General features: G+C 71.2%; 26 protein-coding genes and 1 pseudogene. 13 read left to right on the top strand and 14 right to left on the bottom strand.

Annotated features, from left to right (window positions below):
* Nucleotides 1-52 precede the first annotated feature (52 nt).
* Complete coding sequence (locus ACBJ59_RS23645) at nucleotides 53-835, top strand: SDR family NAD(P)-dependent oxidoreductase (RefSeq protein ID WP_375112397.1); 783 nt, start codon at nucleotides 53-55, stop codon at nucleotides 833-835.
* Between the two features lie 34 nt (nucleotides 836-869).
* Here the strand turns inward: ACBJ59_RS23645 and ACBJ59_RS23650 are convergent, their stop codons facing one another.
* On the bottom strand, nucleotides 870-2,105 hold the full coding sequence (locus ACBJ59_RS23650) for a cytochrome P450 (RefSeq protein WP_375112398.1): 1,236 nt from the start codon (nucleotides 2,103-2,105) through the stop codon (nucleotides 870-872).
* A 222-nt stretch (nucleotides 2,106-2,327) separates the two neighbouring features.
* Here ACBJ59_RS23650 and ACBJ59_RS23655 point away from each other — a divergent pair, with 222 nt between their 5' ends.
* Complete coding sequence (locus ACBJ59_RS23655) at nucleotides 2,328-2,768, top strand: VOC family protein (RefSeq protein WP_375112399.1); 441 nt, start codon at nucleotides 2,328-2,330, stop codon at nucleotides 2,766-2,768.
* 93 nt (nucleotides 2,769-2,861) lie between these two features.
* Here ACBJ59_RS23655 and ACBJ59_RS23660 read toward each other — a convergent pair whose 3' ends face one another.
* Nucleotides 2,862-3,299 (bottom strand): MerR family transcriptional regulator, encoded by a 438-nt coding sequence (locus tag ACBJ59_RS23660; protein WP_364137122.1) that lies wholly within the window; start codon nucleotides 3,297-3,299, stop codon nucleotides 2,862-2,864.
* 37 nt (nucleotides 3,300-3,336) lie between these two features.
* On the opposite strand from ACBJ59_RS23660, the gene ACBJ59_RS23665 reads away from it, so the two are divergent.
* Together ACBJ59_RS23665 and ACBJ59_RS23670 are read left to right on the top strand one after the other, a co-directional pair.
* A complete protein-coding gene (locus ACBJ59_RS23665) occupies nucleotides 3,337-3,990 on the top strand; it encodes a class I SAM-dependent methyltransferase (RefSeq protein WP_375112400.1) in 654 nt (217 codons plus the stop codon).
* Between the two features lie 128 nt (nucleotides 3,991-4,118).
* Nucleotides 4,119-5,474 (top strand): FAD-binding oxidoreductase, encoded by a 1,356-nt coding sequence (locus ACBJ59_RS23670; RefSeq protein ID WP_375112401.1) that lies wholly within the window; start codon nucleotides 4,119-4,121, stop codon nucleotides 5,472-5,474.
* 34 nt (nucleotides 5,475-5,508) lie between these two features.
* Here ACBJ59_RS23670 and ACBJ59_RS23675 read toward each other — a convergent pair whose 3' ends face one another.
* The 6 genes from ACBJ59_RS23675 to ACBJ59_RS23700 form a co-directional block, all read right to left on the bottom strand.
* Complete coding sequence (locus ACBJ59_RS23675; RefSeq protein ID WP_375112402.1) at nucleotides 5,509-6,948, bottom strand: PLP-dependent aminotransferase family protein; 1,440 nt, start codon at nucleotides 6,946-6,948, stop codon at nucleotides 5,509-5,511.
* 61 nt (nucleotides 6,949-7,009) lie between these two features.
* Complete coding sequence (locus tag ACBJ59_RS23680; protein ID WP_375112403.1) at nucleotides 7,010-8,041, bottom strand: patatin-like phospholipase family protein; 1,032 nt, start codon at nucleotides 8,039-8,041, stop codon at nucleotides 7,010-7,012.
* 166 nt (nucleotides 8,042-8,207) lie between these two features.
* Nucleotides 8,208-8,618: a VOC family protein gene (locus ACBJ59_RS23685; RefSeq protein ID WP_375112404.1), complete on the bottom strand. Its 411-nt coding sequence runs from the start codon at nucleotides 8,616-8,618 to the stop codon at nucleotides 8,208-8,210.
* 136 nt (nucleotides 8,619-8,754) lie between these two features.
* Nucleotides 8,755-9,432: a response regulator gene (locus ACBJ59_RS23690; RefSeq protein ID WP_375112405.1), complete on the bottom strand. Its 678-nt coding sequence runs from the start codon at nucleotides 9,430-9,432 to the stop codon at nucleotides 8,755-8,757.
* Entirely contained in the window at nucleotides 9,429-10,745 is a 1,317-nt protein-coding gene (locus ACBJ59_RS23695; RefSeq protein WP_375112406.1) for a sensor histidine kinase, read from the bottom strand. The genes ACBJ59_RS23690 and ACBJ59_RS23695 overlap by 4 nt, the downstream gene beginning before the upstream one ends.
* A 155-nt stretch (nucleotides 10,746-10,900) precedes the next feature.
* Nucleotides 10,901-11,527 carry a TetR/AcrR family transcriptional regulator gene (locus tag ACBJ59_RS23700; RefSeq protein WP_375112407.1) on the bottom strand — a complete coding sequence of 209 codons (627 nt, stop codon included), beginning with the start codon at nucleotides 11,525-11,527 and terminating at the stop codon, nucleotides 10,901-10,903.
* Between the two features lie 146 nt (nucleotides 11,528-11,673).
* On the opposite strand from ACBJ59_RS23700, the gene ACBJ59_RS23705 reads away from it, so the two are divergent.
* Complete coding sequence (locus ACBJ59_RS23705) at nucleotides 11,674-12,330, top strand: CatB-related O-acetyltransferase (RefSeq protein ID WP_375112408.1); 657 nt, start codon at nucleotides 11,674-11,676, stop codon at nucleotides 12,328-12,330.
* Nucleotides 12,331-12,411: 81 nt separating this feature from the next.
* On the opposite strand, the gene sigJ is transcribed toward ACBJ59_RS23705, so the two are convergent.
* Nucleotides 12,412-13,356, bottom strand: a complete 945-nt coding sequence (sigJ, locus tag ACBJ59_RS23710; protein WP_375112409.1) for an RNA polymerase sigma factor SigJ — start codon at nucleotides 13,354-13,356, stop codon at nucleotides 12,412-12,414.
* A gap of 152 nt (nucleotides 13,357-13,508) precedes the next feature.
* On the opposite strand from sigJ, the gene ACBJ59_RS23715 reads away from it, so the two are divergent.
* Together ACBJ59_RS23715 and ACBJ59_RS23720 are read left to right on the top strand one after the other, a co-directional pair.
* Nucleotides 13,509-14,012 carry a carboxymuconolactone decarboxylase family protein gene (locus ACBJ59_RS23715; protein WP_375112410.1) on the top strand — a complete coding sequence of 168 codons (504 nt, stop codon included), beginning with the start codon at nucleotides 13,509-13,511 and terminating at the stop codon, nucleotides 14,010-14,012.
* A 68-nt stretch (nucleotides 14,013-14,080) separates the two neighbouring features.
* Nucleotides 14,081-14,515, top strand: a complete 435-nt coding sequence (locus tag ACBJ59_RS23720) for an ester cyclase (protein ID WP_375112411.1) — start codon at nucleotides 14,081-14,083, stop codon at nucleotides 14,513-14,515.
* A 39-nt stretch (nucleotides 14,516-14,554) separates the two neighbouring features.
* Here the strand turns inward: ACBJ59_RS23720 and ACBJ59_RS23725 are convergent, their stop codons facing one another.
* The gene (locus tag ACBJ59_RS23725) at nucleotides 14,555-14,917 is read right to left on the bottom strand and encodes a DUF488 domain-containing protein (RefSeq protein WP_375112412.1); all 363 of its coding nucleotides are present in this window, start codon (nucleotides 14,915-14,917) and stop codon (nucleotides 14,555-14,557) included.
* A 132-nt stretch (nucleotides 14,918-15,049) separates the two neighbouring features.
* Between ACBJ59_RS23725 and ACBJ59_RS23730 the strand changes: the two genes are divergently transcribed.
* On the top strand, nucleotides 15,050-15,850 hold the full coding sequence (locus ACBJ59_RS23730; protein WP_375112430.1) for a helix-turn-helix transcriptional regulator: 801 nt from the start codon (nucleotides 15,050-15,052) through the stop codon (nucleotides 15,848-15,850).
* A gap of 56 nt (nucleotides 15,851-15,906) precedes the next feature.
* Nucleotides 15,907-17,196, top strand: coding sequence for an NADH-quinone oxidoreductase subunit NuoH (nuoH, locus tag ACBJ59_RS23735; RefSeq protein ID WP_375112413.1), 1,290 nt, complete (start codon nucleotides 15,907-15,909; stop codon nucleotides 17,194-17,196).
* Here the strand turns inward: nuoH and ACBJ59_RS23740 are convergent.
* The 3 genes from ACBJ59_RS23740 to ACBJ59_RS23750 form a co-directional block, all read right to left on the bottom strand.
* Nucleotides 17,160-18,140 (bottom strand): helix-turn-helix domain-containing protein, encoded by a 981-nt coding sequence (locus ACBJ59_RS23740; RefSeq protein ID WP_375112414.1) that lies wholly within the window; start codon nucleotides 18,138-18,140, stop codon nucleotides 17,160-17,162. The two genes, nuoH and ACBJ59_RS23740, sit on opposite strands and share 37 nt — an antisense overlap.
* 271 nt (nucleotides 18,141-18,411) lie before the next feature.
* Nucleotides 18,412-18,702 carry a hypothetical protein gene (locus ACBJ59_RS23745; RefSeq protein WP_375112415.1) on the bottom strand — a complete coding sequence of 97 codons (291 nt, stop codon included), beginning with the start codon at nucleotides 18,700-18,702 and terminating at the stop codon, nucleotides 18,412-18,414.
* Between the two features lie 104 nt (nucleotides 18,703-18,806).
* Nucleotides 18,807-19,970, bottom strand: coding sequence for an FAD-dependent oxidoreductase (locus ACBJ59_RS23750; protein WP_375112416.1), 1,164 nt, complete (start codon nucleotides 19,968-19,970; stop codon nucleotides 18,807-18,809).
* 79 nt (nucleotides 19,971-20,049) lie between these two features.
* Between ACBJ59_RS23750 and ACBJ59_RS23755 the strand changes: the two genes are divergently transcribed.
* A complete protein-coding gene (locus ACBJ59_RS23755) occupies nucleotides 20,050-20,787 on the top strand; it encodes a TetR/AcrR family transcriptional regulator (RefSeq protein ID WP_375112417.1) in 738 nt (245 codons plus the stop codon).
* Nucleotides 20,788-21,092: 305 nt separating this feature from the next.
* Here the strand turns inward: ACBJ59_RS23755 and ACBJ59_RS23760 are convergent, their stop codons facing one another.
* Nucleotides 21,093-22,157: a hypothetical protein gene (locus ACBJ59_RS23760; RefSeq protein ID WP_375112418.1), complete on the bottom strand. Its 1,065-nt coding sequence runs from the start codon at nucleotides 22,155-22,157 to the stop codon at nucleotides 21,093-21,095.
* Between the two features lie 431 nt (nucleotides 22,158-22,588).
* Between ACBJ59_RS23760 and ACBJ59_RS23765 the strand changes: the two genes are divergently transcribed.
* The 3 genes and pseudogenes from ACBJ59_RS23765 to ACBJ59_RS23775 form a co-directional block, all read left to right on the top strand.
* The gene (locus ACBJ59_RS23765) at nucleotides 22,589-22,837 is read left to right on the top strand and encodes a hypothetical protein (RefSeq protein ID WP_375112419.1); all 249 of its coding nucleotides are present in this window, start codon (nucleotides 22,589-22,591) and stop codon (nucleotides 22,835-22,837) included.
* Nucleotides 22,837-23,334, top strand: coding sequence for a TnsA-like heteromeric transposase endonuclease subunit (locus ACBJ59_RS23770; RefSeq protein WP_375112431.1), 498 nt, complete (start codon nucleotides 22,837-22,839; stop codon nucleotides 23,332-23,334). The genes ACBJ59_RS23765 and ACBJ59_RS23770 overlap by 1 nt, the downstream gene beginning before the upstream one ends.
* Nucleotides 23,331-23,665, top strand: a pseudogene (locus ACBJ59_RS23775) (hypothetical protein); the annotation flags it as partial. The gene ACBJ59_RS23770 and the pseudogene ACBJ59_RS23775, both read left to right, overlap by 4 nt.

Raw genomic sequence — 23,665 nt, forward strand, 5'->3', positions numbered from 1 at the left:
TGGTACCGTCTGTGCCTGCATCCGGCCTGGTCGCCGGCCTGACACTGTCGGCATGACGAACGACATCGACATCGCACCCATCGGCCTGCTCACCGGCAAGGTCGTGTTCATCACCGGCGCCAGCCGCGGCATCGGGGCGGCCGCGGCCCGGCTCTTCGCCCGCGAGGGGGCAGCCGTCGTGCTCGCCGCCCGCAGCACCGACGCCCTCCAGCGGATCGTCACCGAGATCCGCGCCGACGGCGGCGTCGCGGACGCGGTGACCATGGACCTCGCCGACCGTGCGAGCATCCGCGCCGCGGTCGACCGCGTGGAGGAGCTGCACGGACGGCTCGACGGCGCCTTCAACAACGGCGCGGCGATCCAGCAGCCCGGCCCGCTCGACACCACGAGCGACGAGGACATCGACGAGCAGTTCGCGGTGAACTTCCGGGCGCACTGGACCACCAAGACCGCCGAGGCCGCACTCATGCTCCGGGACGGTGGCGGGGCCATCGTCAACACCTCGAGCATCGGCAGCCGGCGCGCGAACCCCGCCCTCCCCGCGTACGGCGCCATGAAGCGCGCGCTCAACAGCATCACCGAGACCGCGGCCGCGACCTGGGGCCGCCAGGGCATCCGGGTGAACGGCATCACCCCCGGCGGCACCGCCACGGAGATGATCGACGCGTGGGAGGCGGTGTCCCCGGGCATCATCGAGCGCAACAACGCGGCGACCCCGCTCGGCCGCATGGCCGAGCCGCGCGAGGTGGCCGAGGTGGCCGCGTGGCTGCTCAGCGACCGTGCCTCGATGGTGACCGGCGCGATCGTGCCGGTCGACGGCGGCGCGGGCGCCTGACACGGTAAGCCGTGGCGGCAGGGCGCCGGCCGTCTCACGACCAGGTGACCGGCAGCGAACGTACGCCGAAGATGAGCATCTCGTCGCGTACCGGGACCTGCTCGGCCGGCACCGCCAGGCGCAGACCCGGCAGGCGGGAGAGCAGCTCGCCCAGCCCGATCCGCAGCTCGATCCGGGCCAGCTGCTGCCCCAGGCACTGGTGAACCCCGTGCCCGAAGGCCAGGTGCGGAGCCCGCGGACGGCGCACGTCGAGCGTGTCGGGGTCGTCCCAGTGCCGCGGGTCCCGGTTGACCTCGGGCGTGGCGATCACGACGGTCGCGCCGGCGGGGAGGTCGACACCGCCCAGTGTCACCGGCTCGGTGGCGACCCGGCTGACCCCGAGCTGCAGGATCGACAGGAACCGCAGCAGCTCCTCCACCGCGTTGTCGATCAGGCCCGGATCGGCGCGCAGCGCGGCGAGCTGGTCCGGGTGCTCCAGCAGCGCGAACGTGCCCAGGCCCAGCATGTTCGCCGTGGTCTCATGGCCCGCGGTGAGCAGCAGGAGGGCGACATCGACCAGCTGCGCGTCCGTCAGGGGCGGGTCGGTGTCGTGGACGAGGCCGGACAGCAGGTCGTCGGCGGGGGTCGAGCGCTTGGCGGCCACCAGCCGCCGCATGAACGCGTACAGCTCGGCGCGCGCCGTGGCCTGCTCTTGCGGGGTCGAGCTCGCGTTCAGCCCGACGGCCGTACGCTCCTGGAACTCCGCGCGGTCGGCGTGGTCCACGCCCAGCAACTCGCAGATGACCAGCGTCGGCAGCGGCAACGCGAACGCCGGCACCAGATCGGCCTCCGCGCCCGCCGCCTTCATCGCCTCGATGTGCTCGACCGCGATCTCCCTCACCCGCGACTCCAGCTCCCGCATCCGCCGCACCGTGAACTGTCCCGTCAGTGAGCGCCGCAGCCGGGTGTGCTCCGGCGGGTCCATGAAGACGAAGATGCCGTCCTCCCGCTCCGCCTTCGCCTCGGCCGGCTCGTGCGGCCGCAGCGACGTCGCGTCCCGGTGGCGTATCTTGTCGGCGCTGAAGCGCGCGTCCGACAGCACCGTACGGGCCTCCTCGAACCCCGTCACCAGCCACGCCCGAGCGCCATTGAGCAGCTCCACCGGCCGGACCGCGCCCTGTCCCCGCAGGCCGGGCGGCGGATCGAACGGGTTGCGCCCGCGCTCCACCATCTCCGCGGGCAGGATCCGCCGCATCGTCGCGGTGCTCACGCTCGCGGATTTCTCGGTCATGGGGCACGTCCTGTCTCTGGAGGGAAGGGATCGCCGTCGTAGAGTACGCAGCTGTATCTAATAGGGAGACACCGTAGATCATCGCGATAAGATACGCAAGCGAACCTTAAATGTGGGATGGATCCCCCGGAAATTCCCGAAGAGGATGTCGAGAACGGCCTGGCGGCTCCGTCTCAGGGTGGACGCGGCCACCGTGGCCGTACGACACCAAGGAGAACCAGCATGACGATCCGGCGGATGGACAACGTCCTCATCGTTGTCGACGACCTTGACGCTGTTATCTCGTTCTTCGTCGAACTCGGCATGGAGCTGGAGGCCAAGGCGCCGATCGAGGGACGCTGGGTGGAGCGGGTCATCGGGATCGACGACGTCCGGGAGGACGTCGCGATGCTGCGCACCCCGGACGGCCACGGCCGGATCGAGCTGGCGAAGTTCCACAAGCCGAAGGCGATCAGCGCCGAGCCGAAGGACGCGCCGGCGAACACGCTGGGCATTCGTCGCATCATGTTCGCCGTCGACGACATCGAGGACGTCATTGCCCGCCTGCGCACCCACGGCGCCGAACTCGTCGGCGAGCTGGCGCGGTACGAGGACAGCTTCCGGCTCTGCTACGTCCGCGGCCCCGAGGGCATCGTCGTCGGACTGGCCGAACAGCTCGGCTGAGGACCGCCGGAGGCACCGTGCCGCCTGGCGCGCCGGCGGGTGAGCCCGCCGGCCTCGACGGTCTCGACGGTCTCGACGGTCTCGACGGCGAGGTCAGTGCGAATGAACCTGTTCGTGTGCCTCTTCGAGAGTCGATCCCGCCAGCAGCGCCGCGATCCCGCTGGTGAAGTGGGAGCACTCGAAGATGTCCTGGTGCGGGCAGGCCAGGCCGTGGGCGATGGCGGTGCGTGCCACCTGGGCCTGGGCGATCCGTCGCTCCAGCTCGGCGAGCTTGCGCTGGTACAGCTCACGCCAGCCGTCGCCGGCCGGCGAGCGAGACGCGATGAACGCTTTGACCTCCCGCAACGTGAAACCGACATCTCGCAGCAACACCACCACACCGACCAGCTGGACCGCCGATGGCGGGTAACGCCGCTGGCCGGAGACCCGGGCCGGTGCCGGGAGCAGGCCGAGCTCCTCCCAGTAGCGCAGGGCGGAGGTGGCGACACCGGTGCGGCTCGCCAGCTCACCAATCGTCAACTGCTCATCCATTTGACTTCAAGCGTACTTGAAGTCGTTGACTGCGATCATGCAGACAGCAGGTACCTCTCTCAAGCAACGCGCGCTCAGAAGACTGGTGCGCCAGGCGCACCACCCCCGGGGGATCGTCGGGTGGGCGATCGGCTGGATGTTCGCCCATCGCCCCTCCAACCGGCGGCGCAACATCTGGGCCGTGTCGTTGCTGGACGTGCAGCCCACCGACCGGGTGCTCGAGATCGGCTTCGGTCCCGGCATCGCCATCGCCGAGTTCGCCCGCCGCGCCACCCGGGGCCACGTCTTCGGCGTCGACCACTCGCAGGCCATGGTCCGGCAGGCCGCCCGCCGCAACGCCGCCGCCGTCCGAGCCCGCCGCGTGCACCTCGCGCACGCCTCCGTGGAGCGGTTGCCGAGCTTCGGCGATCCGCTCGACGCCATCCTCGCCGTCAACTCCGCCGGGTTCTGGCCCGACCCGGTGGAGCGGCTTCGCGAGCTGCGCCGCCTGCTCCGGCCCGCGGGACGCATCGCGCTCGTCAGCCAGCCCCGCTGCCCCGGTGCCACCCGGGACACCACGGCCCGAGCCGCTCAGGAGCTCCAGGACCTGCTCACCCAGGCCGGCTTCACCCGTCTCCGGGTCGAGACCCTTGAGCTCGACCCGCCCGTTGCCTGCGTGCTCGCCGAAAATCCGACCGGCATGCCGTCATGACCGCGGACTGTTCGCAGGGCAGGTGCTTTCCTTCAGCGTTCGGACGCTAGAGCGACCCAGAATTGGTCCTCAATCGGGCGACTGGATCGGACCTCATTGCGGGTACCGATTCCTGCCAGGCTGAGTGCATGACAACCACAGCGACCCGCTTCGACGGCCGGCTCCTCACGCCTGGCGACGCCGGCTACGACACCGCCCGTACCGTCTGGAACGCCATGATCGACCGGCGGCCACGCATGATCGTCCGCGCGGCGGGCGTCGCCGACGTGGTCGCCGCCGTGCGGATGGCCCGGGAACTGGACCTGGAGATCGGCGTGCGCTGCGGCGGCCACAACGTCGCCGGTTTCGCCGTGCCGGACGACGGTCTCATGATCGACCTGACGCCCATGGGCGGCGTGCGGATCGATCCGGCCCGTCGCCGGGCCCGGGTGCAGGGCGGCGCGCTGCTCGGCGCGCTGGACCGGGCGTCCCAGGCGTACGGCCTGGCCACCACCGCCGGCAACGTCTCGCACACCGGCGTCGGCGGGCTCACGCTCGGCGGCGGCATGGGCTGGCTGGCCCGCCAGTACGGCCTGGCCTGCGACAACGTCATCTCCTATACGATGGTCACCGCCGAAGGGGACGTGGTGACCGCGAGCCGCACCGAGAACCCCGACCTGTTCTGGGGCCTGCGCGGCGGTGGTGGCAACTTCGGCATCGTCACCGAGTTCGAGTTCCGGTTGCATCGCACCGGCACGCGGACGCTGGTCGCCGAGTTCGACTTCCGCGCCGAGGACGCCGTCCCGGTCATCGAGGGCTGGCGCGACCTGAACGCCGTCGCGCCCCGGCAGGCGACGTTCACCGCCGGTGTCGGCAGCGGCCCCACGGGCCCGATCGCCACGCTGGGGTACGTGTGGGTCGGCGACCCGGCCGAGGGCCGCCGGCTGCTTCCCGCGATGCGGGCGCTCGGACGTCCCGTCGCCTCCCGCGTCACCACACCGTCGTACCTCGAACTGCAGCAACGCGACGACTCCACCGGCGGCCACACCTACCGCCGCTACTCCAAGGGACACTACCTGCGGCGATTCCCGACCTCGGCGATCGAGGCGTTCCTGCTGCGCGGCGGCACCGACCTGAGCGCGAGCCCGTACCTGCCGGGTGTCGGCCTGCAGGCGCACGGCGGCGCGATCGCCGAGGTGCCGGAGGCCGACGCGGCGTTCAGCCATCGCGGGACGATGTTCGAGTTCGGTGCCGGGTCGCGGTGGACCGACCCGGCCGAGGACGACATCAGGATGGATGCCGCCCGCGCCGCCGGGACCGCGCTGGAGCCGTACGCGAGTGGGGTGTACGTCAACTCGCTGACGGCCGACGAGCTGGCCGACGGGCAGGGCGGCGTACGGCGGGCGTACTCGGCGGCGAAGCTGGCCCGGCTGACCGCGGTGAAGACCGCGTACGACCCGGCCAACGTGTTCCACCTGAACCAGAACATCCGCCCGGCGCGCTGACGCGCATGTCCTCGGATGTGCCGCCCGCGCGGGATCAGGGTCCCCGTACCTCCCGGATGGCCCTGGCCAGCAGCGCGACCCCCTCGGCGATGGCGCTCTCGCCGAGGATGGCGTACCCGAAGATGAGGCCGCCCGGTCCGGCGCCGGCGATCCGGTACGGGCCGACGCCGTGGATGCGGAGCCCGTGCCGCGCGGCGGCCGTCACCACCGCCGTCTCATCGAGGTCGGGCGGGAGCCAGGCGACCACATGCTGCCCGGCGGCGACCCCGGCCGGGTGCAGCTCGGGCAGGTGGGTGCGCAGGGCGTCCAGCAGCGCGTCGCGGCGGCGGCGGTACACCGGACGCATCCGGCGCAGGTGGCGGTCGAACTCGCCGCGCGCGAGGAAGTCGGCGAACGTCAACTGGTCGATGACCGGCGAACCGCGGTCGGCGAGCACCTTCGCCTCGGCGACGTCGGCGACCAGGTGCGCGGGCAGCACCAGCCAGCCGAGCCGCAATCCCGGTGCGAGCGTCTTGCTGGCCGTGCCGCAGTAGACGACATGATCGGGCGCCAGGCCCTGCATGGCGCCCACCGGCGACCGGTCGTAGCGGTATTCGGCGTCGTAGTCGTCCTCGATCACGATCGCGCCGCGGCGCTTCGCCCAGCGGATCACCTCGGCCCGCGCCGCGGCCGACAGCACTCCCCCGGTGGGCCACTGGTGCGACGGCGTGAGCACGACCGCATCGGCGTCGGCCTGGTGGAGCGCATCGACCTGAACGCCGTCCGGACCCACCGGGATGCCGACCACGTCCAGACCTGCGGCGCCGGCCAGCACCCGGGCGTCGTCGTTGGACGACGGATCCTCCAGGGCGATCCGCCTGGCGCCGTGCCGGACGAGCACCTGGATCAGCAGCGAGATGCCCTGCCCGTAGCCGCTGCAGATCACCACGTTGCCCGGGGCGGCCGATGTGCCGCGCACCCGGTTGAGGTAGTCGCACAGGGCCCCGTGCAGTTCCGGCACGCCACGCCCGTCGAGGTAGGCGAACCGGTCGTTGGGCGTGGTGGTGAGCACGCGGCGGACCGAGCGCAGCCAGGCGGCCCGCGGGAACTGCGACACGTCGGTGCGCCCGTACCCGAAGTCCACCCTGAAACCGGCTGCGCGCGCGACCGGCCGTGCCGTCGGAGCCGCGGAGCCCGCGTCGGCGGCGGCCGGCGGCATCAACGCGGCGACCTGGGTGTAACCGCCCGATCGGCTGGCGAGGTAGCCCTCGGCGACGAGCTGCTGATAGGCCTCCACGACCACCCCGCGGGACACCCCGAGACCGGCCGCGAGCGTGCGGGTGGGCGGCAGCGACGCGCCCGCGCGCAGCCGGCCGGCCCGGATGCCGGCGCGGATGGACGCCTCGATCTGCCGGTGCAGCGGCACCCCGGCGTCACGGTCCAGCTCGATGAGCAGGTCCTCGGCCGGCCCCGAACTGGTCCTCGATCGGCCCACAGGATCGGACCTTATCGGCGTGTACCGATTCCTGCCAGGCTGAGCGGCCTGCCGGGGCCGCCTATGCCGCAGCCGAGCTCCTGCCCAGGCCGTCCGACGCCTTAGCAGAGTCGCCGCCTGCCCCGCCCGCGGCCCCAGCGGGACCGTCGACCCGGTACAGGCCGGGCCCGCTGATGTGCAGCCCGTCGAGGAAGCGGCCCGCCGCGAGGGAGGCCGTGGTGATCAGCCGCCGGGAATGGCGGAAGTCCCACGGGGCGGGCCAGCTCTCGACGCCGGTGGGCAGCACGACGGTCGGAATGTCCCGGGACACCTCGCGCAGGTCACGCTCGATCTGGTCGTGCCACAGCAGCAGCCCCGCCCGGGCGGCGACCGCGCCGGCCCGTCGCGGCGGGACGGTCGGCCGCAGCGGCCAGCTTGACGGCCCCGTCGACAGCACCACCACGCTGGCCGCGCCCGCCAGCCGGGCCGCCCGCACCGGCACGTAGGCGATCACGCCGCCGTCGACGAGCGTCCGGCCCTCCCGCTCCACCGGAGGCAGGATGCCGGGAATGGCCGCGCTGGCCAGCAGCGCGGACTCGAGGTCCCCGCAGTCGAGCAGCGCCTCGGCGCCGGTGGCCAGATCCATGGCCACCGCGGTGAAGGGGACCGCCAGGTCCTCGATCCGCGACGGCAGCGCGGCCCGGGCGATCAGCCGGCGCAGGCCGCGATCGGTGCAGATGCTGGCCCGGGAGGGCAGGTAACCGAGCGGGAACACCTCGCGGCGCCGCAGGCGGGTCCACGCCCGGTCCAGCCGGGGTGCGGCCTTGCCGGGGTCGGCGGCCGCGATCGCTCCGTTGAGGGCGCCCACCGACGTCCCGACGATCAGGTCGGGGACGAATCCCCGCTGCTCCAAGGCGTACCCGACACCGACATGCGAGGCCCCGAGCACTCCCCCGCCGCCGACCACGAGAGCCACGGGACGGGGAAGCGCGTGCAGGCCTGCCGCCACCGGACCCCCGTCCGGCCGGCTCGACGACGAGGACCGCGCCCGCTCGTCGACTCCGATGTCATGGAGAGCCGAGGAGGCCGGTCCCCGGCGATCGGTAACCCTCATGATCAGCCCTTCTCTCACCACGGCGCCTTCGTTCCTCAACTGAGACCGGTCGGCCACCCGATCTGTGACGATGTCGGCGGGGTGGGTCGTCGCGGCGATCCACGGAGCAGGAGCGGGTCAGCCTGAGAAACGGGCAGGCCGCCGTGGTCGACGATCGCCGGGCGGCTCAGCGGAGCTCCTGGACGCGGACCAGGTTTCCGGCGGGATCGCGGAAGGCGCAGTCGCGGACCCCGTACGGCTGCTCGATCGGCTCCTGGACGACCTCGGCGTCGCCGGCCGCCAGCCGCTCGAAGATGCCGTCGATGTCGGTAGTGGCCAGGATGATCCAGCCGTAGGTGCCCTTGGCCATCATCTCGGCGATGGTGCGGCGCTCGTCGTCGGTGATGCCGGGGTCGGCGGCCGGCGGCCCGAGGAGGATGGACGTGCCGGGCTGGTCTTTGGGGCCGACCGTGATCCAGCGCATCTTGCCGCTTCCGACGTCGTTGCGGACCTCGAAACCGAGGGTGTCGCGCCAGAAGGCCAGGGAGGCGTCCGGGTCGTCGTGCGGGAGGAAGGTCGTGTGGATGGTGATTTCCATGGCAGTCACGCTAGGCGTGGGCGATGCCTTCCGCCATCAGCACCGCCGGCACCCGCGGCCCGGCTCCGCCACCACGCCCCCGGCCCAGCCTGCGGGACCCGCGAAATTCGGCTCCACCACACCGGGTGTATCCGGGTCAGGATCGTTCGGGTGCTCGTGGGATGAGCAGCCCTCGGTTGAATGCCTCGGTGACGGCGGCGGCGCGGTCGTTCACGCCGAGCTTGGCGTAGATGTTCAGCAGGTGACTCTTGACCGTGGCCTCGGTGATGAACAGCAGGGCGGCGGCCTCACGGTTGGTGTTGCCGGCCGCCACGAGCTCGAGGACCTTGAGCTCGCGGTGGCTGAGCAGCTGCGGCGCGGGTGTCCTGATCCGGTTCATCAGCCGTGCCGCCACCGACGGGGACAGGACGCTCTCGCCCCTGGCGGCGGCTCGCGCACCTCGCAGCAGGTCCTCCCGGGGGGAGTCCTTGAGGAGGTAGCCGGTCGCGCCCGCCTCGATCGCCGGAAGCACGTGGGTGTCGGTGTCGTACGTCGTCAGCACCAGTACGCGCGAGGTGACCCCGAGCCTGGCCAGCTCGGTGATCGCGGTCAGCCCGTCCATCCCCGGCATCCGCAGGTCCATCAGGATCACGTCGGGCTGGAGCTCCTTGGCGAGCCGTACGGCCGCGGCGCCGTCCGCGGCCTCCCCCACCACCTCGAATCCGGGTGCGGAGGCGAACATGCTGCTCAGCCCGTCCCTGACGACGGGGTGGTCGTCCGCGACCAGCAGCCGGATCGAGGGCTCGGCGGCCTGCTCAGCCGTACGATCGGTCATCTGTGGCTCCCGGCCGGCAGCGTGGGGACGCAGGCCGAGACCCCGGTGCCGGCGCCGGGCTCGGACTCGATTCGCAGGCTCCCGGACAGCCTTTCGACGCGCTGCCGCATGATGGTCAGGCCGAACCCGCCGTCGCGGGAGGCCGGCTGCGGTCTGCCGTCCGCCGCCGTACCGGCTTCGAGGCCGGCCGGATCGAAGCCCCTGCCGTCGTCTCGTACGTCCAGCGCCACCTCGTTGTCCAGGTAGGACAGCGTCACCCCGACCCGGGTCGCGTGCGCGTGCTTGGCCACGTTGGCCAGGGCCTCCTGTGCCGTGCGCAGCAGCGCGAACTCGGCCTCGGGCGCCATCGGGCGCGCCGTGCCGGTCGTCGTGACCTGGACGGCGAGCCCGTGCAGCTTCGACCACCGGTCGGCGACGTCGGCGAGCGCGTCGCTCAGGCGCGCGGTGTCCAGCGGCTCGGGCCGGAGCGCGTCGACCGAGCGCCGGGCCTCGGCCAGGCTCTCCCTGGCCAGCCCCTTGACGGCGTCGAAGGGCCGGCGCCACGGGGCCGGGACCTCGTGCATCTGTTCGGCGGCCTGGAGCTGCGTGATGATCCCGGTGAGCCCCTGTGCCAGGGTGTCGTGGATCTCGCGTGCCATCCGCTGCCGCTCGTCGAGGACTCCCGCCTCCCTGGCTTGGGAGAGCAACTGGGCGTGCAGGCCGGCGTTCTCGGCGAGCGTCGCCTCCAGCAGGCGGTTCGTCCGGCTCAGCTCGGCGAGGGCCTGCACGCGCTGCTTCTTCTCGTCCTCCGCGAGCTGGAGGAGCCACGCGGTGATGCACATCATGACGACGTTGACGGCCACGATGAGCACGTAGATCGTCAGGCCGGAAGCGGTCGTCTTGGGCACGTTGGACGCCTGCGCGGTGCCGGCCAGCACCGCCACGGCGGCCACGCCCGGCAGCCGCCACGGCCAGGGGAGGACCGTGAAGGCGTAGATGTAGGCGGCGGGGGTGAACAACCCGAACGTGGGGTCGCGCACCACCAGGATCGCGGTGATCGCCACCAGCCCGGTGAAGAACACCACCATGATCCGTGGCTGCTCCCACCAGCCGGGACGCAGGGTGAACATGACCAGCATCCACGCCGCGGCCAGCCCGCACAGGCCGAGGTCGACGAGCACGGAGTCGTCGCCCGGCGCGTATCTCACCACCAGGAGGAAGACGACGAGGCCGGCCAGCAACGTGTACGGCACCACGGTGACCAGGAAGAACGGCGGCTGTTCCGGCGCGGCGATCCTGGGCTGTGGCCTCTGCCCGCTCAAAACCCCTCCCATCGTGGCGAGTCTATTCCCAGCGGAGCCAGTGGACCGCGACGATCGCGCACCCGACCGGTGGTGAGCTCCTCGATCGCTGGTGGCGTGCGCGTGCTCCCTTGTCGGGCGTGGCCCGTCGGCGATCGGCCCCGTCTGGACCTACGGCTGGATGGCGATCACCGGTCGGTTGCCGGCCTGGCGAAGGCGCCGGCGGAGGCGGCGAGGACGGCCGTCCTGGCCGCCTGGTCGGGCAGGTCCGGGTCGGGTGGCGTACGGAGAAGGACCAGCTGGTGGTACACCGGTGCGGTGGCGGCGACGAGCAGTCGCCGCGCGTCGGTGTCCGGTGGGAGCTCGCCGCGCCGGACGGCCCGGCTGACGATGACCTCGCAGCGGGCGTACCGGTCCTCCCAGAGCCGCCGCACGCCGCGGGCGGCTTCCTCGGAGCGGAACGAGGCGGCGATCAGGGCTGCGACGATGGGCGGCTGCGCGGTCAGGGACTCCTGGCTCTCGTGGTTCAGCGCCGCCAGGTCGCCCCGCAGGGAGCCGGTGTCCTGGGGCTGCCAGTCATCGTCGCCCGCCGCCGCGAAGACGTCGGCGAGCAGGCCCCCGACATCCCGCCAGCGCCGGTAGACCGTTGCGCGATGCACGCCCGCCCGTGCCGCGACGGCCTCCATGGTGAGCTCGTCGTAGCCGCGCTCCCCCAGCTCGGCGCGGACCGCGTCGAGAACCTGCGTACGGATGCGGCCGGTACGGCCACCCGGGCGGCGCCGGGTCGCCGGGCCGCCGTCCTCTGACGGTGGCACCGCGGGAGTCATCGCTCGTAACCCGTTTGCTCGGCAAGCAGCGTCATGACAGCATCTTAAAGTAGCAACTGTCGCATTAGTGGCGGCATCACTGCCCTTCCGAAGCGTTCACCCGCCATCCGCAAGAGTCCAAGAGGAAACGATCCATGCAACCCCTCGTCCCCGCTGACCCGACCGTGCTGCATCCCATGCCCGGGCAGCCGCGGGTGGTGCTGCTCCGGCCGCTGGTCAAGTCTCCGCTGATCGAGGTCGGGGAGTATTCGTACTACGACGACCCGGACGATCCGACCGCGTTCGAGACCCGCAACGTGCTCTACCACTACGGCCCGGAGAAGCTGGTCATCGGCAGGTTCTGCGCGCTGGGCACGGGGGTGCGGTTCATCATGAACGGCGCCAACCACCGCATGGACGGCCCCTCGACCTTCCCCTTCCCCACCATGGGCGGCTCGTGGTCCGAGCACTTCGACCTGCTCACCGGCCTGCCGAACCGCGGGGACACCGTCGTCGGCAACGACGTCTGGTTCGGCTACGGTGCCACGGTGATGCCGGGCGTACGGATCGGGCACGGCGCGATCATCGGTGCCGGCGCCGTGGTCACCTCGGACGTGCCCGACTACGGGATCGTCGGCGGCAACCCGGCCCGGCTCATCCGCAGCCGCTACAGCGCCGAGGACGTCGCCCGGCTGCTGGCGGTGGCCTGGTGGGACTGGCCGGCGGAGCACATCACCGAGCACGTACGGACGATCATGTCGGGCGGCATCGCCGACCTGGAAGCCGCCGCCCCGGGCAGCCGTCGCACGTGAGGCGGGGGTCGTCCGCGAGCCGGAGGCGGCACCACGCGGGGCGCCGACCTCATCGAGCGGATGCTGAGCTGATCCCTCACGTCAGGTGTGCTCGCAGGGTGGTCCCGCCGTCCACGGCCGGAGCTTGTCGGGGTTGCGGATGGCCCAGATGTGCTTGATCCGGTCGCCTGCGAGGTCGAACGCGTACACCGTCACGGTGACGCCGTCGCGCTGAGCGACCAGGCCGGGCCGGCCGTTGACCGTGCGCTCCAGCAGCGTCAGGTGGCGGAGCCGGCCGGCGAGGGTGACCAGGGCGCGCACGATCTGCTCGGCGCCCTGGACCGGGTGGAGCAGGGCGCCGGCGGCGCCGCCGCCGTCGGCGATCACGGTGGCGTCGGGGTCGAGCAGGCCGATGAGGGCGTCGATGTCCTTGGCCTCCCAGGCCTGCTTGAAGTCCCTGACGATGCCGGCCCGCTCGGCTGCCCGGGCCGCGGGGGCCTGCGCGGCGCGGATGCGGCGGCGGGCCGAGGAGGCCAGCTGGCGACATGCCGCCGGAGTACGGCCGACGATCTCGGCCACCTCGGCGAAGGGATAGCTGAAGACGTCGTGCAGGATGAACGCGACGCGCTCGGCCGGGGTCATCGATTCGAGCACGACCAGGAAGGCCATGTTGACGGACTCGTCGAGGGTGACCCGGTCGGCCGGGTCGCCGCCGGGCCGCGCGTCGATCCACTCGGTGGGTTCGGGCAGCGGCTCGGGGATCCACTCGCCCACGTAGGTCTCCCGCCGGGCCCGGGCCGAGGAGAGCAGGTTGAGGCAGATGCGGCCGGCGACCTTGGTCAGCCAGGCGCCGGGAGCCTCGATGGCGTCCTGCTGCGGCTGCGGCAGGGCGTACCAGCGGGCGTAGGTCTCCTGTACGACATCCTCGGCGTCGGCCAGGGAGCCGAGGAGGCGGTACGCGAGATTGATCAGCTTGCGCCGCTCGTTCATGATCGCGCTCAGACCCGGATCGGACCCGTCGTGTCCTGGCTCGGATTGGGTGACCATCGTGTCGCTGACTCCCTCGGTGGTGACTGCCCTCACCAGTTCGACAAGACAGGGCAGCGAACTGTGAGGTCGGCGGGCCGCCTCACATTCCGGGGTGCTGTGTTGTCGAACTGGGTGAGGCACCGCTGAGACCGAGAAAGGACGACCTCACCATGTCCACGCCCACGACGACCGCCAAGACGCCCGAGTCGCGTCTGCCCGACCTCACCCAGTTCTTCCCTGAACTGGGCGCACTGTCCGCAGGCGTGATCAAGGCCACCCGGAACGGTTCGGTTCCGCCGGCCACCCTCAGCCTGGTGGTGCTGCGCGCCGCGCAGGTCGTCGGCAGCACGTACCACGCCGTCCGGGTGACCGACAGTATCCGCAAGGCCGGGGAGGCGGAGGAGCGCATCACCGCCGTGGCGACCTGGCGGGACGCCCCCTACTTCACCGACGCCGAGCGCGTCGCGCTGGAGCTCGTGGAGGCCGTCCTCACCCCGAACCCGTCCGGGGAGCGGGTCCCCGACGAGCTGTTCGCCCGGGCCCGCGGCCACTACGACGACAAGGCGCTGTGGACGCTCACCATGGCGATCGGCCACTTCTGCCTGTTCATGCCCGTGGCTCTCATCGGCAAGCCGATCCCCGGCAGGCCCATCGGAAAGAACTACAGCAAGTAACGCGTGCCGGCCCTGATGTGAGCGGCCACAACCACCCGAACGTTCATCTCGACCCGAGGAGGAACCCCATGTCAGCAGCCCAGGCCACCAGCAACAAAGAGATCTTCCGGCGCTTCCATGAGGCCGTCAACAGCGGCGATGCGGAGATCATCTCGAAGACGTTCGACGAGGTCGTCGTCCCGGACGTGCTGTTCCACGCGCCGGTGCCGAGCGAGGCGACGGGGCTGCGGGCGCTCAAGGACGTGTGGGCGGTGCTCCTGCGCGCCTTCCCCGACATCCACGTCGCGATCGAGGATCTGATCGCCGAAGGGGACAAGGTCGTCTCCAGGAACACGGTGACCGGGACCCACCTGGGCGAGTTCAGGGGCCTCCCGCCGACCGGCAGATCCATCACGTACAACGAGATCTTCATCGTCCGCCTCGACGGCGGCCGGGTCGTGGAGATCTGGGGGGTCGTGGACGCGCTCTCGCAACTGCGGCAACTCGGCGCCATCCCCGCCTAGCGAAGCCGCTCCCCGGCACGGAGCAAGGTCGGCGACCACTCAGGCCCGGAGCAGCTCGGCGAGCACCGCCGCCGAGCTGATCTCGGCATCCCTGGTGGCGGTGAGCAGAGTCAGCCCACCGTCGGCGGCGAGCTCGCGCAGGTGTGCCACGGCCTGCGCCCGCTCGGGGAAGGCCAGCTCGGCGCGGTAGCGGCGGGCGAACTCGGGGAAGCGCTCGGGGTCGTGGTGGTACCAGGTGCGCAGCTCTGGGGAGGGCGCGACCTGCTTGCACCACTCGTCCAGATCGAGCTCGGCCTTGGCGACGCCGCGCGGCCATATGCGATCGACCAGCACTCTGGCGCCGTCTTCCGCCGTCGGTTCCTCGTAGACCCGGCGTACCCGGATCCGGCTCCCGCGTGCCATCGCTGCCTCCCCCTGCCCCTCTCCTACCACCTGCCCAGGTTGCCCGAAGTCACGCAGGGTGAAGAGCCATCCCTCCATGAGGGGGAGCCGCCATGACGGGGCCGGTGGGCTTGGGGCAGGCTTGCCGGCGTGATGGCGATTCACTCGCTGCCCACGCAGCCCCAGGCGGAGCCGTACCAGATGATCAGCCGCCTCCCGCCCCAGCACCTGCGTCCGTACGTGCTGGGGTGGGCCGGCTTCCGCACCCGGGCGGGAGAGCCCGCCCCGCCCAGCCGGATGCTGCCGCTCAACGCGGCCACCCTGATCGTCGACTTCACCGGCATGGGGCCGATCGTGACCGGTCCCCGTGCCACCACGACGTTCTCGGCCCGTACGCCGTGGCGGCACGGGGTGGCGGTCGGGCTTACCCCCGCGGGGATGGCGGCGCTGACGGGCACGCCCGTACGCGAGGTGGCCGGCACCACCGCGCGGCTGGAAGACCTCCTCGGCGCCCGTGCCGAGGAGCTGACCGACCGGCTGATCGCACCGGCGAGCTGGGCGGACCGCTTCCGCCTGCTGGAGGAGCGGCTGACGGCGTGGCTGCGCCCCGACGCCGGCCGCGACGACCTGATCATGCACGCCTGGTGGCGGCTGCAGGAGCCGTCCGGCCCGCCCACCATCGGGTCCCTCGCCGACGAACTGGGCGTCAGCCGCCGTCACATCGAGCTCGGATTCCGCCGGCTGGTGGGCTTGTCGCCCAAGACGGTGGCCCGGATCGCCCGGTTCCAGCGAACCGTGGACACGTTGAGACGGCCCTCGGCCATGCTGGGCGACGCCGTCGCCTGCGGTTACGCCGACCAGCCGCACCTCACCCGCGAGATCCGGGCGATGACGCAGATGACGCCGAAACAGCTGTTCGCATTCGTTCAATACACCGAGCCGCGCACCGGCTAGCGTGACCTTCCGCTCCGGACCGAACGAGTGCCGGGGGAAGGAAGGGGCAACACGTCATGGCAGGCGTTCTCGCGGCCGATCCCACCCTCGCCGACTTCGGCAAGGACCCGCTGTGGATCACCATCGTCAAGGCCGTGATGCTGTTCCTCTTCCTGGCGCTGGGCGTCGTCTTCGGGGTCTGGTTCGAGCGCAAGCTGATCTCGCGGATGCAGAACCGCTACGGGCCCAACCGGGCCGGTAGGTTCGGCCTGCTGCAGTCGGTCGCCGACGCGATCAAGATGGGCTTGAAGGAGGACCTCTTCCCGCGCACGGTGGATCGCGTGCTCTACCTGCTGGCTCCGATCATCATGGTCGTGCCGGCGTTCCTGGCCTTCTCGATCGTGCCGTTCGGGCCGGTCGTGAACCTGTTCGGCGTGCAGACGCCGCTGCAGCTGGTCGACCTGCCGGTGGCGGTGCTGTTCATGCTGGCCATGGGCGCGGTGTCGGTCTACGGCGTGGTGCTGGCCGGGTGGTCGTCGCGTTCGCCGTACGCGCTGCTGGGCGGTCTGCGCTCGGCGGCCCAGGTGGTCTCCTACGAGATCGCGATGGGTCTGTCGTTCGTGGCCATCTTCCTGTTCGCCGGGACGCTGTCCACCTCGGAGATCGTCAAGGCGCAGGAGCAGACCTGGTTCGCGGTGCTGCTGATCCCGTCGTTCCTGGTCTACGTGATCTGCATGTTCGGTGAGGCCGCGCGGATCCCGTTCGACCTGCCCGAGGGCGAGGGCGAGCTGGTCGGTGGCTTCCAGACCGAATACTCCTCGTCGCTGAAGTTCGCCCTGATCATGATGGGCGAATACCTGCACACCTTCACCGCCTCCGGCATCGCCGTGACGCTGTTCCTGGGCGGCTGGCGGGCGCCGCTGCCGATGGACTGGGAGTGGGCCCACACGGGCTGGGTGCCGGCGCTGTGGTTCTTCATCAAGTTCGTGCTGACCTTCTGCTTCATCGTGTGGGTGCGGGCCTCGCTGCCGCGCGTGCGTTACGACCAGCTCATGTCGCTGGGCTGGAAGGTGCTGATCCCGGTCAACCTGGCCTGGATCCTGCTGGTGGCCGCGGTGCGCAACGTGGTGGTCAACGAGGGCAACCGGATGATCGGCATCGCGGTCGGCGCGGTGATCGTGGTCGGCGCCCTGGCCATCTGGATGCGCTTCGACACCGTCAACCAACGGCGCAAGGAAGCGAAGAAGGCTCAGGTGGAGGCCGAGTTCGAGGAACTGTCCAACGAGCCGACGGCCGGCGGCTTCCCTGTGCCGCCGCTCGACCTGCCGCACTACCACGGCGTTTCCCGGCCCACCTCGACGTCGTGACGGCGCGACTCGCCCGGCGAGACCCCGTACGCGTCGCGGAACGCCCGGCTGAAATGCGCCGCGCTCCGGAATCCCCATCGCGCACCGATGGCGGCGACCGGCCGGTCCTGCTGCGCGGGATCACGCAGGTCCTGACGGCACCGCTCCAGCCGCCTCCGGCGGACCCAGGCGCTGACGCTCACCGGCTCGGACTCGAACAGCTTGTACAAGGAACGCAGCGAGACATGGTGCGCGGCGGCGATGCTGCGCGGTGAGAGCTCGGGGTCGGCGAGGTGCTGCTCGACGAACGCGTAGACGCGGTGCAGCAGCGTACGTTCCCGCGCCTCGGGCACCGCCGAGCTGCGGTCGAGGCGACCGGCCAGCGCCACGGCCAGCACGTCGACGACCGCGGTGCCCAGCCGCGCCACCTCCGGTGCCGGCAGCTCATCGACGCTGTGCGCGAGCTGCCGGGTCAGCGCCGAGGCCAGCGCCCCCGCTCCCCTGTCACCGGGAATGCGTACGCCGGTCAGCTCCCCGAGTTCGCGATCGCGCAACGGGATCATCGCCTTCGGGACGCTCACCCTGAGGTTGCGCATGGCGGTGAAGGACTGCTCGAACGGCCGCGCCGGGTCGATGAACGACAGATCACCGGGACGCAGGACGGCCTGCCTGCCGTCCTGCTCCACGCGTACGTCACCTTCGACCAGCACCCCGACCAGGCACACGTCCGGATCCGAGCTGCGGATGAGGCGAGGCGTCCGGCCCGTACGGAACGAGGAGCCGGGACCGGTGACCGAGTCGGTGAACCGGATCGGCCCGATCTCGGTGGTGCGTAACTCGGCGGGCGTCGTGGGGCCGATCTCACCGCGAAGGTCGAGCGGCAGGAAGACGTTGCTGATGATCTCCCGCCAGTAGTCGACGCGCGAGGCCGGTGGAAGCCCGTCGGCTCGGAACACGACACTCATGCACCCACGCTATGGCGGTCCGTACATCGTCGCGCTTTCGTGCCTGCGGCTCGGGGGTCTCGACGTCCCTGCGGCTCGTTCACCGGGTCGAACAGGCGCTCCGGCTCGGCCCGGCGACCAGTTGCCGGCCGCCCGCGAGGTCGTCGATAGCCTGGCCATCAACCCCCGACACCGTGCTCAAGGCGTACCGGGAGCTGGAGCGCGAAGGGCTGGTCGACGGGCGGCCGGGGATGGCAGCGGACCCCCGGCCCGGTCGCCTCCAGCGCCGGGCTCATGCCACGTCCTCCTTGACGGCGTCGGCTCCTTGACGGCAGTCGGCCAGGACCACGGTGAACAACGCCCCCAGGTCCTCCTGGCCGGGCCGGCCGCGCGGGCCTCGCGCACCCCACGCCTCCGGACCGCGCCGCAGCCGCGTGCGCTCGACGAGCGTCGCACCCGCGATGCTCTGCCGGACGAACGTCCGTCGCCGTACGTTGGCGTTGCGCGGCTGCTCGCTGTCCGTGCCCGCGGGACGCGTGGCGGTGCTGACCGGGCCCAACGGCGCGGACAAGATCACGCTCATGCACGCGACCGCTAATTAGCCTGCCGCGGCCGGCGCTGGGCTGCGCCCGCGTACACCCTGAGATCGCAGCTCACGATGGCACGGAATCCGTCGGCGGCTGCGGCTCAGGACCGCCCCTGCGCCCCGTCCTGGCCCTGAGGATCACCGTTGAAGAGGCTGATGAGTCCGAACGGCGCGTGCTCGCCGAGGCAGAGGTCCAGCATTTCGTAGGCGTCGGCGTAGAAGGGCTCGCTGCGGGGGAACAGCGCCTGTTCGTAGGCGGTGAGTGCCGCTTCGATGTCGTCGGGGTGTGCGGCGATCGCCTTGGCGAGTTCGGCGCCGTCGAACATCGCCAGGTTCGCGCCGTCGCCGGACGGCGGCATCAGGTGCGCGGCATCGCCGAGGAGCGTCACCCCGGGCACGCGCTCCCATCGGTGTCCGTCCGGGAGTGCGTGGATCAGGCGCGCGACCGGCGCGGTCTCGCCGTCGGTGATCAGCGCGGTGAGTTCCGGTGCCCACCCGTCGAACTCGGCTGCGATCCGAGCAGTCGCGGCCGCGGCATCGGTGAAGTCGATGTCGGCGAACCACTCGGCGGGCCGGTTCAGCTCGACGTACGTGTGCAGGATGTTCCCCGCCTCGCGGTGCGCGATGATCCCCTTTCCCGGGGTCAGCGCGTACATCGCGCCGACACCGACCGCCTCGGCCGTCGCGGTGTGCCGCTCGTCGGCGTCGTACAGGTAGGTGTCGATGAACGTCGTGCCGATGTACTCGGGCTTGGCGTCGGACAGCAGTGGACGGACCTTCGACCAGGCGCCGTCGGCACCGATGAGCAGGCTGCTGGTCACGGTCGCGTCGTCGGCGAAGGTCAGCTCGTGCCGGCCATCGCCGAGGGGCTGGACCCCGGTGACCTTGCGCCCCCACTGGACCGTCCGGTCGGGCAGGGAGTCGAGCAGGATCCGGCGCAGGTCTCCGCGGAGCACTTCGGGACGCCGCGCCATGCCGTCGTCGGGCTCGTCGTGCAGCAGCTTGCCGTGCTGGTCGAGCACGCGCAGCGCCTCTGCGCCCTCGTGGATGATCGCGCGGAACTCGTCGGTGAGGCCGGCGTCGGCGAGCGCGCGCTGCCCGTCGTCCTCGTGGATGTCGAGCTGGCCGCCCTGCGTGCGGGACTCGGCCGAGGGGTCGGCCTCGTAGACCGTTGCGGGGATGCCGTGGACGTGCAGGACCCGGGCGAGGGTCAGGCCGCCGAGGCCGGCGCCGACGATGGCGATCGGGTGGGGGCTGGTGTTCATGGGGCTTCCTCGTTCCCGTGCGGGCGGAGCGCCGGGCATCCGCCCGGACACCTATATGGACCCGCGTTCCATTGGGAGTATGGAACACGGTTCCAAAATGTGTCAAAATGAGGTCATGCCACGCACACGAGGAAGAGCACCCGATGGAAAAGGACGGGCCGACGCCCTTTCGCAAGAGATCATCGTCGGCGCGGCCGTTGTGCTGCTGGACGAGCTCGGTGAGCGGGGACTAACCTTCCGGCTGCTGGCCAAACAGCTGGACACCGGACCCGGCGCGCTGTACTGGCACGTGGCGAACAAGGACGAGCTCGTCGCCCTGGCCGCCGATCACGTGCTCGGCCACGCCTTCGCCGCGGCCTCGCGCCTTGATGAAGGCGCCGGCGCCCAGCTGCGCGCGCTTGCCATCGCCGTCTTCGACACCCTTGATCGGCACCCGTGGGCAGCGTCCCACGTCACCGCCCCGGCCACGCTGGCCAACGCACTGCGCCTGCTCGACCGCATCGGCACCCTCGTCGCACAAACCGGGCTGCCCGCCGAACGGCATTTCGCGGTCTCCACCGCGATCTCGTACTACATCACCGGCGTCAGCGCCCAGATCATCACCCCACGCACCATCGTCGGCGCGGCCACCAGCCGCGACGCCTTCCTCACCCAGACCGCCGAACGCTGGGAAGAACTCGACCCCGCCGACTACCCCTTCCTGACTCGCACCACCACGGACCTGCGCGACCACGACGACCGCGACCAATTCACCACCGGCCTCGACCTGCTCCTGGACGGCCTGAACACGACCGCGGAGCCGCGACCGCCCGCGTGACACCGCGAATCAGGCGGCGCAGAGCCGATCATCAACCGTCCTGCCCTCAGGCAGCAGCCCCCGTTCCACCTCTTGCACTCGTTGGCGAGCGCACCATCGACGAAGATCGCGATACCTCTCCCCGCGATCGAAAGGCCGTTTGCCTTGAGGCAGCAGCAAGCCCAACATGCGCGGTGCCCGCGCCGCCGAAGTCTGTCGCCTCTACGGGGCAGTTCCGTCAACGACAGGCAGCAGCCTCAGCCCCTCAGCCGGCGGCGTGAGCCTCAGTCCCTCAGCCGGCGGCGTGAATCGCTATCGACCGGCCCTCACGGCGAACGCAGCTCCGCCGCCACCGCCCGTTCCCTCAGCTGCGCCGCCTCCGCCCGGACGGACTCCAGCTCGGCCCGCAGATCCTCCAGCCGTATCCGCTCCAGCCGCAACTCCCCCTGCAGCCGATCACGCTCCTTGACCACCGCCTCGGCCCGCGACCGCTCTTTCGAGACCAGCTTCCGCTCGCGCGACAACGCCGCGGCCCCCTCCTCCTCGATCGCCGTCACCCTCCCCGCCAGCCGCTCCACCTCGGCCGCCGCACGGGCGGCGTCCTGGAGCGCCATCGCACGGTCCCGCTCGGCCTCGGCGGCGGCCCGCTCCGCCGTGACGGCCCGTTCCACGGCCCGCTCCCGCTCCTGGGCCGCCGCCTCCTCACGCGCCTTCGCCCCGATCACCTCACGCTCGGCCTGCTCCCGCGCCCGGACGGCCGCCGCAGTCTCCTCCCGGGCGCGATCCCGTTCCTCCCGCGCCCGCTCGGTGTCCGCCTCAGCCTGTACGGCCTGGGCCCGCGCCTCCTCGGCCCGCCTGCCGGCCAGCTCGACCCGCTCGGCGAGCTCCTGTACGGCCTGATCCCTGGCCCGCTCGGTCAGCTCCACCCGCTGGGCCGCCTCCTCGGCGCGCCGCTCGGCCAGCTCAGCCCGCCGCTTGGCCTCCTCGGCCGTCTGCAGCGCCTGCCGTTCCGTGCTCGCGGCCTCCCGCAACGCGGCCAGCGCCTGTTCGCGCGCCCGCTCGGCGTCGTCCATCGCGGTCTCGCGCTCGTTCTCGGCCTCTTCGAGCCGCTCCCGCATCTCGGCCGTTTGCCTGCGCGCATGCTCGGCAGCCTCGCGCGCCAGCCGTACCTGCTCGAACGCCTGCTCGCGCTCGGTCCGCGCGATCGCCACCCGCGTGTGCGCCTCGGCCTGCACGGCGCTCAGCTTGGCCTCGACCCCGGCAGGGCTGAGCTCGTCGGCCAGTGCCCGCGCCAGCGGCTCGATGGCAGCGGCCAGCCCGCTCTCCATCCGGTCGTACAACTGCTCGGCCCTGGCCAGCGCCCCTTCCAACCCCGGCGTGGCCCGCCTCAACTCCCGCTCCCGCTTGGCAGCCGCCTGACAGTCCTTCTCAGGACAGTACGCCTTGGGCCGCCCCCTCCCCCGCCGCTGCTCGATCGCCGCACCACAGTGCTTACAAGGCGTCACCACACTGGTCTCCGCAGTCACGCCTGCAGTCTAGCATTTTTGATTTTCCAGAAAATCAAAATCTAAATTCAGATCTGTTGCTACATCACTGGCCTCGATCAACTTGCGAGAAGGCAGAATTCCCGCAAGTAACTGCCGAACAGACCGCCGTGCGCGCCGTGCTGGATGTCCTGGCTCGATGGACCTGATGCGCCTCAGCAAGACTGATGTGCTGGCTCAGGCGACCTGATGCGGCTCAGTGAAAGTGATGCGGGGCGGGCTTCTGCTGTGCCATGATCGACCGTTCTGTTCGGTGATCTCCGTGTCGGTGGGTTGGCGTGGCAGTGCGGTCGGTCGAGGGCGGTGCGAAACAACGCCTGCCCGGATTCGAGGTGGTGTACGTCGAGGAGGCTGCGGGCGAAGTGCGCGTGCCATTGGCGGAGGCCGGTGCGGTGGCGTTCGAGCGAGTGGCTGCCGTACGCACGTTCCCGACCTACCGCGGGCAGCGCAACTACCCGGGCCTGTACTACGCGGCGACCGTCGACCGGCATGTGGGTTTTGAGTCCTGGCTTGAGCGCGACACGTGATGGCGTTGGATCACGAGGCCGGGGTGGTCGGCTTCGCCTCGCAACCGTTCTGGTTGTTCTGGCCGGGCCGCGACCGGATGGTCTCGCACGCCCCTGACTTCTTTGCCCGGGCTGCGGACGGCACCGGGATCGTCATCGACTGCAAGCCCGACGGCCGGATCAAACCCCGCGATGAAGCCGCGTTCATAGCCACCCAGCAGGCATGCGCTGAGATGGGCTGGGAGTTCCGCCTGGTCACCGGCCATGATCCGGTGTGGTTGGCGAATGTGCGGTGGCTGGCGGGTTATCGGCACCGGCGTTACCTGCTGGAGCCCGCGGCCTCGCGACTGCTGGAGGTCTTCGCTGAGGGCGGTCCCTTGGTGGCTGTGGTGAGCAGGGTCGGTGATCCGCTGGCGGTGCTGCCGGTGGCGTTCCACCTGCTGTGGTTGGGTCAGTTGCGGACCGACCTGTCGGGTCGGCTGGATGGCTCATCGCTGGTCTGGAGGACGGCATCATGATCAGGTTGTTGCGTGTCGGTGATCAGGTGATCTACCAGGGACGCGAGCACCAGGTCAGCGCCATCTCCGGGACATGGATTAGGCTGACCTGCGCCGATGGGCCTCCGGTCACGGTGCTGCTGACCCATCTGGTCGCCGCCGAGGACTTCGCGATCGTCGGTCCTGCTGCGACGACGCCCGAGCCTGCGCGCCGGGTGCCGCGCGCGGTGCTCGACGACGTCCCAGCCGAGGCCACCGCGGCGGCCAGAGAATGGGAGCGGCACGTGGTCGAGGTCATCACCGGGCTGCCGTCGGGCGCCGCTCCGGGAGCCGCTCCCGGAGCGGCGCCCGG

It is taken from the genome of Nonomuraea sp. MTCD27 (assembly GCF_041950495.1).
In the GTDB taxonomy this organism is placed as follows: domain Bacteria; phylum Actinomycetota; class Actinomycetes; order Streptosporangiales; family Streptosporangiaceae; genus Nonomuraea.